The organism is Psychromonas sp. (genome assembly GCF_983033635.1).
The window spans coordinates 1-10,069 of record NZ_CEZLMY010000129.1; the positions used below are offsets into that span (position 1 = coordinate 1).

General features: G+C 38.4%; 9 protein-coding genes. 4 read left to right on the plus strand and 5 right to left on the minus strand.

Annotated elements, in window-relative coordinates; all coding sequences use genetic code 11:
• From AC4GME_RS14080 to ubiE, 3 genes are all read right to left on the minus strand, one after another.
• A partial coding sequence (locus tag AC4GME_RS14080) for an AarF/UbiB family protein (protein WP_490379618.1) occupies positions 1-1,169 on the minus strand: 1,169 nt, incomplete at its 3' end.
• A 16-nt stretch (positions 1,170-1,185) separates the two neighbouring features.
• Complete coding sequence (locus AC4GME_RS14085) at positions 1,186-1,794, minus strand: ubiquinone biosynthesis accessory factor UbiJ (protein ID WP_490379619.1); 609 nt, start codon at positions 1,792-1,794, stop codon at positions 1,186-1,188.
• Positions 1,795-1,815: 21 nt separating this feature from the next.
• Positions 1,816-2,571 (minus strand): bifunctional demethylmenaquinone methyltransferase/2-methoxy-6-polyprenyl-1,4-benzoquinol methylase UbiE, encoded by a 756-nt coding sequence (gene ubiE / locus AC4GME_RS14090; protein WP_490377331.1) that lies wholly within the window; start codon positions 2,569-2,571, stop codon positions 1,816-1,818.
• A 274-nt stretch (positions 2,572-2,845) separates the two neighbouring features.
• On the opposite strand from ubiE, the gene pgi reads away from it, so the two are divergent.
• Positions 2,846-4,498, plus strand: coding sequence for a glucose-6-phosphate isomerase (gene pgi / locus AC4GME_RS14095; protein ID WP_490379620.1), 1,653 nt, complete (start codon positions 2,846-2,848; stop codon positions 4,496-4,498).
• 133 nt (positions 4,499-4,631) lie between these two features.
• On the opposite strand, the gene AC4GME_RS14100 is transcribed toward pgi, so the two are convergent.
• Positions 4,632-5,675 (minus strand): glycosyltransferase family 9 protein, encoded by a 1,044-nt coding sequence (locus AC4GME_RS14100; RefSeq protein WP_490379621.1) that lies wholly within the window; start codon positions 5,673-5,675, stop codon positions 4,632-4,634.
• Positions 5,676-5,732: 57 nt separating this feature from the next.
• Here AC4GME_RS14100 and AC4GME_RS14105 point away from each other — a divergent pair, with 57 nt between their 5' ends.
• Complete coding sequence (locus AC4GME_RS14105) at positions 5,733-6,437, plus strand: 3-deoxy-D-manno-octulosonic acid kinase (RefSeq protein WP_490377328.1); 705 nt, start codon at positions 5,733-5,735, stop codon at positions 6,435-6,437.
• Here the strand turns inward: AC4GME_RS14105 and waaA are convergent.
• Positions 6,414-7,682, minus strand: coding sequence for a lipid IV(A) 3-deoxy-D-manno-octulosonic acid transferase (gene waaA, locus AC4GME_RS14110; RefSeq protein ID WP_490379622.1), 1,269 nt, complete (start codon positions 7,680-7,682; stop codon positions 6,414-6,416). The genes AC4GME_RS14105 and waaA overlap by 24 nt on opposite strands.
• An 87-nt stretch (positions 7,683-7,769) precedes the next feature.
• Between waaA and AC4GME_RS14115 the strand changes: the two genes are divergently transcribed.
• Positions 7,770-8,810, plus strand: coding sequence for a UDP-N-acetylglucosamine 2-epimerase (locus AC4GME_RS14115; RefSeq protein WP_490379623.1), 1,041 nt, complete (start codon positions 7,770-7,772; stop codon positions 8,808-8,810).
• Between the two features lie 129 nt (positions 8,811-8,939).
• The coding region (locus AC4GME_RS14120) for a UDP-N-acetylglucosamine 4,6-dehydratase (RefSeq protein WP_490379624.1) at positions 8,940-10,069 on the plus strand (1,130 nt) is incomplete at its 3' end.

A 10,069-nucleotide genomic window follows, 5' to 3' on the forward strand; every position in this document is an offset into this window, starting at 1 on the left:
GTATTAAATAGGTTAATTAACACCTGTGCAAAAGATATTTCAGAAAGCGGTTTTTCAAAAATTGGCTCACAAACAGCACGAATCGCAAATTCAAACTCTTCAACCGGTGTTTCTGGCGGAACCCAACCTGAATCAACATGAAGCTGTGCAACTTGACGATAATCGCGGTTAAAAAAAGCTAAAAAGTTTTCTGCAAGGTAGCGTTTATCGTCTTTATTAAGCGTGCCGACGATACCACAGTCAATACCTATCCAAAGAGGATCTTCCGGGTGTTCATAAGAGACAAATACATTTCCCGGGTGCATATCGGCATGGAAAAAACTATCACGGAAAACCTGCGTGAAAAAGGCTTCAACACCACGCTCTGCAAGTAGTTTCAGATCTGTTCCTTGTGCTTTTAACGATGCGATATCGGAAACCGGAATACCGTAAATTCGCTCCATTACCAAGGCGTTTTTAGTGCAGTAATCGGGATAGATCTCAGGCACATAAAGCAGTTTTGAATCTAAAAAATTACGGCGAAGTTGAATTGCATTAGCTCCTTCACGCATTAAATCTAATTCATCAATAATGGTTTTTTCATATTCATGCACTACTTCAACAGGGCGCAGGCGATCGGCATCTTTTAAGAAACGCTGCATCAGCTCTGCAAGCCATCTCATTAACTGTAAATCTGCCTGAATGGTTTTTTCAATATCGGGGCGGATCACTTTGATGACCACTTCGCGACCATCCTCAAGCAGGATAGCGCTATGTACTTGGGCAATTGATGCCGATGCTAACGCGTTTGCATCAAAGTCTGCAAAGAGCTGCTCGATGGGTTTGCCGAGAGAAGTTTCAATCACTTTAATCGCCTGTTCACCACAAAATGGCGGGACATTATCCTGCAGGTGAGCGAGTTGATCTGCATAAATTGGGGACAGTAGATCACGACGTGTTGATAACATCTGTCCCAGCTTGATATAAATAGGACCCAGTGATTGTAAACCTAGGCGTAAGCGCTCCGGCAAACTTTTGTTTTTATGTTTACTGCGAACCCAAAAAAGGCCAAGTCGCATCAAGCGATAGGTAAAAGGAATATGCTCTTTGGGTAACAGTTCAATTAAACCATATTCAATCACAGTTTTATTGATTTGATAGAGGCGGGAAAGTTCTTTAAATTTAATCATTAACGATTCCGTATTGTTAAATTTTCTGCAAACGTTGTGCTATACGCGCTTCAAGTTGTAAACACTGTTTTTCGAGCTCACTGACTTGTTCACAAAAATAAGCAACTTGTAACGGACCAGGGGCAAGTTTTAACTCTTCGGTGATGAACTGTGCACTGTGTTTTTCTATTTTTTTGAGTTGTTGAGACAAGCCTTGTTGGCATTGTTTGGCGTGATAGCAAAATTTATGCGCTAAAACATCGCCAACTTTAGAAGAGAGGAACTCTTCCCAATCAATATCCATTTCAGTTAATAGTTGTGCAAATTGCTGCACTAGTTGAATATCACCCTCAACTTCAAGCTGTTCGCTTTTAATTAAACGGGTTAGTTGGTGATTATTTTGCAACTCTTTTAAAGCAGATAGATTTAAACGAATAAAGCAATCCGCCTGACCTTCATATTTAGCTAAAATATCAATTTGTTGTTTGCTGATAACAAAATAGAGTGGTTTATTTAGCTCTTTTAAAGTTACAGCAATAATTACACCATCAAGCATTTTACGCCTTTGTTGCGCACTTGAATCAAGCTGATGTAATTTATTAACACCCGTTTCAAGCAGTCCGCAAAGCAGGTTATCTAATGGCATAATTATCTCTATTTTATCGATTTAATATTTATAACCGCGGTGCAGGGCAACAATACCAGCGGTTAGGTTAAAGTATTCTGAGTCTTCAAAGCCGACATTATTCATCATCTCTTTTAGTGTATCTTGATTTGGATGCATGCGGATGCTTTCTGCAAGGTAGCGGTAACTTTCACTATCATTAGCAATCAGTTTGCCAAGTTTAGGAAGAATATTAAATGAGTAAAAATCGTAAAATTTACTGAGCGGTCTATAAAGCGGTTTTGAGAATTCAAGCACTAATAAACGGCCACCTGGTTTTAGAACGCGGTAAATAGAGGCTAAGGCTTTGTCTTTATCGGTAACATTGCGCAAACCAAACGCTATGGTCACTAAATCAAAATGGTTGTCAGGGAAAGGTAACTCTTCTGCATTCGCTTGGATGTAATCAACATTATCGACAATCCCCATATCACGTAGCTTACTGCGGCCGACTTTAAGCATTGAGTCGTTAATATCTGCTAAAACAACGTGTCCTGTTTTACCAACAATACGTGAGAATTTAGCGGTTAAATCACCAGTGCCACCTGCAAGATCTAAGGCTTTCTGTCCTTTACGAATGCCTGAGCAATCGATGGTAAAACGTTTCCAAACACGGTGGATGCCCATTGATAAAACATCATTCATCACATCATATTTAGTCGCAACAGAGTGGAATACTTCAGCAACTAAGTCTGCTTTTCTATCTTCTTCTACAGTTTTAAAACCAAAATGAGTGGTGTTTTCTTGTGTGTTGCTCATGTTTTTCTCTTTGTTTGTTATCTGGTATCGCAGGGTAAAATGAGAGCAAAGATAATACCTGATTTTGCTTAAAAGGGGATCATTATTGTTATTTGCTAAGTCGATACTTGGTTAATAACATCAGATAACTTATTTAAGTTACTTTTTATTACGAACCCCTCAGCTTTTTGCGTTATAATTCCCTGATTAAATGAATATAGCTCTATGAATACTTGTGGGTTCAGTTCGTTATTGTTAATCAAGTTTCTTAAACATTACTTTTTGGAATATATCAATGCTAAAAAATATCAATCCAACGCAAACAGCCGCATGGTCTGAGTTACAGGCTTTATTTGATAAACATGAAAACATGGAGTTATCAGCGCTTTTTGCAAATAACCCGGATCGTTTTAAACAGTTTTCTTGTCAGTTTAATGATGATCTATTAATCGATTTCTCTAAAAACTTAATCACTGAAGAAATTTTTGGCAAATTAGTGGAACTTGCTGAACAAGTTGATCTGAAAAGTGCAATTCAAGCACAATTTTCTGGTGAAACGATTAATGTAACTGAAAATCGCGCAGTATTGCATAGCGCACTGCGCAATCGTAGCAATACACCGGTAATGGTTGATGGCATCGACGTAATGCCAAAAATCAATAAAGTGCAGCAGCAGATGAAAGCTTTCTGTGCAAAAGTACATTCAGGTGAATGGAAAGGTTACACTGGTAAAGCAATTACAGATATCGTTAATATCGGTATTGGTGGTTCTGATCTTGGTCCTTACATGGTGACAGAAGCATTAGGCGCTTATAAAGTTGAAGGCATTGAAACTCACTTTGTCTCTAACGTTGATGGTACGCATATTGTTGAGACGCTAGCTAAACTTGATCCTGAAACTACATTGTTCTTAGTTGCATCAAAAACATTTACTACTCAAGAAACAATGACCAATGCACACAGTGCACGTGACTGGTTCTTAAACTTCGCACAAGATGAAGCGCATGTAGCTAAACACTTTGCAGCATTATCAACTAATGCAAAATCAGTTGCTGAGTTTGGTATTGATGTAGAAAACATGTTTGAATTTTGGGATTGGGTTGGCGGTCGTTACTCAATCTGGTCGGCAATCGGTTTATCAATAGCATTAACGGTTGGTTATGATAACTTTGAAGCACTGCTTGAAGGCGCACACGAAATGGATAGACATTTCGCAGCAACTGATTTTAAAGACAATATCCCGGTTATTTTAGCGGTTATCGGTATTTGGTATAACAACTTCTATGGCGCAGAGTCAGAGTCGATTCTGCCGTATGACCAATACATGCACCGTTTCCCAGCTTACTTCCAACAAGGTAATATGGAATCAAATGGTAAAAATGTAGATCGCAACGGCGACGCAGTTGATTACCAAACAGGCCCAATTATTTGGGGTGAGCCAGGCACAAATGGTCAACATGCGTTCTACCAGTTGATTCACCAAGGTACTAAACTTGTACCATGTGACTTTATTGCACCAGCTGTAAGCCATAACCCGGCTGGCGATCATCACGCTAAGTTACTTTCTAACTTCTTTGCGCAAACTGAAGCATTAGCATTTGGTAAAACGAAAGAGCAAGTTGAAGCTGAATTTACTGCTGCCGGTAAAACTGCTGAAGAAGTAGCTGCATTAGTACCATTTAAAGTGTTTACTGGTAACAAACCAACGAACTCTATTTTAGTTAAAAAAATCACGCCAAAAACATTGGGTCAATTAGTTGCGATGTACGAGCAAAAAATATTTACCCAAGGCATTATCTGGAACATCTTTAGTTTCGATCAGTGGGGCGTTGAGCTTGGTAAACAACTGGCGGGTCAAATTTTACCTGAGTTAACTAATACTGATGCAGTACAAAGCCATGACAGTTCAACAAATGGTTTGATTAACACATGGAAAGCTTGGAAGTAGTTTTGCTTAAATAGTAAGCTAAGGCAATCTGTTCAAAAATTTGAATCGATTGCCTTCCAAGTAAAAATCCCCACTCTGCAGTTCAGAGTGGGGATTTTTTTTGGATAAAAAATATTTTCTGAGGTGAGGCTGTTTAGTCTTTGGCTATTTTATTAAATACATCAATGACCTGTTTAACGCTGATATCTGCCATAATGTGATCTCCTTTCGCGCGAGCGCTCCAGGGTAGTTCACTTAATGCTTTATTATGCTGCTCTTGCACGTGCTTTTCATAAACGCTGATAACACTCTTCTGGCTTAGGTAGGGGCGAGTTCTATTTGGGTTGCTATGACCGTATAAGCCTATCACTGGTACGCCTTGCGTGGTTGCAATATGTGCGGGGCCGGAGTCTGGGGCCAGCAGTAATTTAGCTTGCTTGATAACCGCGGTTAATTGTTTTAAAGAGGTTTTTCCAATTAAATTGTTTGCCTTTTCATTCATTAATCGCGTTATATCATCACCCAGTTTGACTTCTCGTGGTGCAGGGGAGCCACATAAAATCACTTTAAAACCTTGCTTCACCGCATAATCTGCAACTTCGGCATAGCGTTCGCTTAACCAGTTACGTTCATCTTTACTGGCTGCGGGGCTAATAACAAAAATAGGTTTGTCATTGTCCGTTACTGTTTTGGCAAAATTAAGATCATCTTCTGAAAGTGGAATATTCCAGCTGGGCGTGGTTTTATCTATTCCTAAAAAATAGACAAATTCAAAAAAACTATCTAAAACATGTGTCGATGATGTATCGCCTATTTTTTTATTGGTGAATAACCACTGCGCTTCTTTAGCCCGTTTGCGGTTAAAACCGATTTTATATTTAGCCTTGATGCCGAGCGTTAACACGCTGGCTCGCAAAGCTAGCTGCATATGCAATAGTGCATCAAAGTGCTGATCCGCTAACTGCTTCCAAATTGCCCTCATACCTGAAAAACCAGTCGATTTATCAAAGACAATGACGTTTACGCCAGGTAGGTCATGCAGCAGTTGCGCCTCGATTTTTCCCATAATCCAAGTGATTTGGGTTGTTGGCCACTGTTTTTGAATTGCTTGTATTGCTGCAACGGCATGGCAGACATCACCAATTGCAGAGAGGCGTAAAATACAAATTGATTTTGGTGCTGTTGTAAATAAAGCCATAGTAGTATGATTCGTTGGTCAATTTTCTAAAGTATACAATAATCGAGATAAATGTTTATGGTTAAAATTTTACAAAAAAACAGAGTTTATATTGTTTATGATGATGGATTGATAAATGAGTGTGTTGAGGGTTGTTTTTTTGCAGAGTACTGGCAGCAGCAAGGCAAAATAATTGGCTCGGCGCAGGGGCGGGGCACAACATGGTTTATTCAGTTAGATAAGTTACAAGGTGCGCTTCGTCATTATCGTCGAGGAGGATTGTTCGGCAAAATTATTTCCGATCATTATCTGTTTACTGGTTGGCAAAAAACACGCTCTCTACAAGAGTTTTACCTTTTAGATAAGCTTAATCATGCAGGGGTGAATGTGCCTAAACCTATTGCTGCAAGAGTGAAAAAGGGAATATTTTCTTATCAGGCGGATCTTTTATCTGAAAAAATTCCTGATGCGCAAGACTTGGTTGATATTCTGCAAACAAGAGCTTTATCCAAGCCGGAATATCAAGCCATCGGTTCGCAGATAAAAAAGATGCATCATGCTCAGGTAAACCATAGCGATCTGAATATCCATAATATTTTATTAGATAAAGCTGGAAAGATCTGGTTGATCGATTTTGATAAATGCTCTCAGCAGTCCGGTGATAATTGGCAGGCCGCTAATCTTGCGCGATTATTAAGATCTTTTAATAAAGAGTTAAAAAAACGCGCGATAAAGTGGAATGAAAATGAGTGGCAATATTTAATGCAGGGTTATAGCGCTTAATGTTTTAACCAGCGCACCTTTATTATTATTAACAACAGCAAGTGCTGCATTGCCCATTTTATCTTGTAAATTTTTATCTGCAAAGAGTGTTGTAAGGTTTTCAGTTATCTCATTGGCCGACGAACAAATAATACAAGCTTCTGCCTTGATAAGCTGTTCACTAATCAGTTTAAAGTTATAAAAACTCGGCCCGGTTAAGCAGGCTTTTGCTAATGCCGCCGGCTCTAATAAATTATGTCCACCCACTTTGTCACCCAGCAAACTGCCTCCCATAAAGCAGATGTCTGATGCGCCGACTAGTACAAGCATCTCTCCCATCGTATCTGCGATATATACAGACGTTGTTAAAGAAACATTCTGCTTGCTGGTGCGTGTCACCGTATTAAAACCAATTTCTTTAGATAATTCGGTCACCGTTAAAAAACGCTCAGGGTGACGAGGGACAATAATTAACAGTGCTTCAGGTGTCGTTTTTAATAAACGTTTGTGTGCTTGTAAAATTAGTTCATCTTCACCCAAATGGGTGCTTGCTGCAATCCAAATAGGGCGTGTTAAGCCTAACTCTTTACGCAGGTTTTGAGCTGCGGATTTTGTTTCTTGCGTGATTGAGATATCAAATTTAATCGAGCCGGTCACCGATAACTTTTCTTTGTTGATACCAAGTTGCTCGAATCGTTTTGCATCATCAGCCGTTTGGCAAAGTATTTTATCGATATTTTTAGCGAGCAGATCAAAAATAAACTGAAATTTCTGATAACGTAAAAAAGAGCGCTCTGATAAGCGTGCATTAATAATAGTAACCGGGATATTAAAGCTTTTCGCTGTATGTAGCGTATTGGGCCACAGTTCGGTTTCCATAATCATCAATGCGCTAGGGTTGATCGCTTTAATAAAGCGTTTTACTGCAAAACTAAAATCCAGCGGCATATATCGATGCTCAACCAAATCACCTAGTTTTTTCACTTCTGCAGCACCTGTGCTGGTGGTGGTGGTGACGACAATTATCTGCTGTGGATTTTGCTCTTTTAAGGCTTTAATAAGTGGGATTGTGGCAATGACCTCTCCAACCGAGACCGTATGCATCCACAGAGGTCGATTATTTCCTTCAGTTTTTTTTGCGAAACCAAAATGCTCAATCCAGCGTTTGCCAAATTCAGGCTTATTAGGTTTTTTTTTGTATAAACCGTATAAAAAAAAAGGCGCAATTAAGAAAAGAAGTAAAGTGTATATAATACGAATGAGCATACATATATTTTCAATATAAAATAGGTAGATATAGTGTACACTGAAATGAATTTTTAGTGTTATTTGATAGCAATCTGGTGAGGAACTGTGGCAGAAAATACGATAAAAGAAAAATTTAAGCTGCTGTTTTATGTAGAGCAAAACTATTCGTTTGATATTTTACGCCCTCTGCAAGATATTGCATTACAACAGGGCCATTGTGTTAAATGGTTATTGGTTGGTAATGATATCTCTCGTGAATTTTTAAAAGAAGATGAAGAGCTGCTGGAAACGGTCTCTGATGCTGTCGCGTTTTCGCCTGATGCAGTGTTCGCGCCTGGTGATCGTGTACCATCTTTTATCCCCGGATTAAAAGTGCAAGTTTTTCATGGCTTGAATGAAAGTAAAAGAGGTAATGTTTATCCTGAGAGGGGATTATTTGATCTGTATTGTACAGAAGGTCATGAGAGAACAAATTCATTACAACAGTTATCTGTACAACGAACTTGGTTTAAAGTGGTGGAAACGGGCTGGATAAAGCTTGATAGTTTGTTTAACTATAAGCAGATAAAAAACTATGCACGTCCTCAGGTTCTGTTCGCTTCAACGTTTACCCCGGCTCTTTCATGTGCTGAATTAGTTTATGATGAGATAAAGCGATTAAGGCTGAATAGTAAATGGCAATGGCTTGTAACTCTACATCCTAAAATATCTCAAGACACACTAAAAAAGTATAAAGCCTTAGAAAATGAAAATTTAATTTTTCTTGAGAATGATAAAGTGATAGAAGCATTACATCGTGCAGATCTGATGGTTTGTGATAATTCCTCTATTTTTCAAGAGTTTCTTCTTTTAAATAAAGGCGTTGTAACTGTAAATAATAGAGATCCGCTAAATTGTTTTGTTAATATAACAAAAACTGAAAAGTTAGAAAACGCGATTGAGGAAGCATTATCTCCCTCTATCGAGTTAAGGAAAAAAATTAAAAATTACGGACCATCCGTAACGCCTTATCTTGACGGTAAATCATCACAAAGGGTTTTATCTGCAGTCTGTGAAATGCTAACAAGCGGTTGGGTAGACTCAAAGCCCAAAAATATTATTCGTAATTTTCAGATGCGCAAAAAATTAAAGTATTGGAAGCTATAACGCAATGAAAAAAATACATTATCAGTTGTTTTTATTACAAAAAATGAAGCTGACAGGGTGAACGGTGTTTGCAGTTTATTTAACAATATTAATTTGTGATAAATCTCGTAATTAAGGATTCAATAAAATATGTCATCAATATTATCGCTAATTGGTCGTGAAAAAGAGTTATTTTCAAGCGACATAAAAAACCACCAAAAAGAACTTGCTGACGTTGTTGCAAAAAGTCGTTTTCTTGTCTTAGGAGCTGCAGGTTCTATTGGCCAGGCTGTTACTAAAGAAATCTTTAAGCGAAACCCTGCAAAATTACATGTTGTTGATATTAGTGAAAACAACATGGTTGAATTGGTTCGAGATATTCGTAGCTCATTTGGCTACATTGAAGGTGACTTTCAAACCTTCGCCTTAGATATCGGCTCAATCGAATACGATGCATTTATCAAAGCTGATGGTCAATACGATTATGTATTAAATCTTTCCGCACTTAAGCATGTTCGCAGTGAAAAAGATCCCTTTACTTTAATGCGTATGATTGATGTAAACGTATTTAATACAGAAAAAACCTTGTTGCAGTCAGCGGCAAAAGGGGTTAAAAAATATTTTTGTGTATCAACGGATAAAGCGGCTAACCCAGTCAATATGATGGGCGCTTCAAAGCGTATTATGGAGATGTTTTTAATGCGCCGTAGTGCAGACATTGAAATTTCAACTGCACGTTTTGCTAATGTGGCGTTTTCTGACGGCTCTTTGCTGCATGGCTTTAATCAGCGAATTCAAAAACGCCAGCCTATTGTTGCCCCTAAAGATATTAAACGTTATTTTGTCACCCCTCAAGAATCGGGTGAGCTTTGCCTTATGTCGTGTATTTTTGGGGAAAATAGAGATATCTTTTTTCCTAAACTAAGCGAAGCATTACACCTTATTTCATTTGCGGATATTGCTGTTAAATACCTTAAACAATTAGGTTATGAAGCACACCTTTGTGAATCAGAAGATGAAGCGCGAGAACTATCCAAAACATTACCTGAGCAGGGTAAATGGCCTTGCCTGTTTACGGATAGTGATACAACGGGTGAAAAAGATTTTGAAGAGTTTTTTACTGATAATGAAACCTTAGATATGGATCGCTTTGAAAATCTTGGCGTGATTAAAAATGAAGCTTTATATGATGCGCAGTTAGTTGCTCTGTTCGAACAAGAGATTCAAGAGATGAAGTCAGAGAAGAGCTGGAATAAAGAGCAGATCGTTAAACTGTTTTT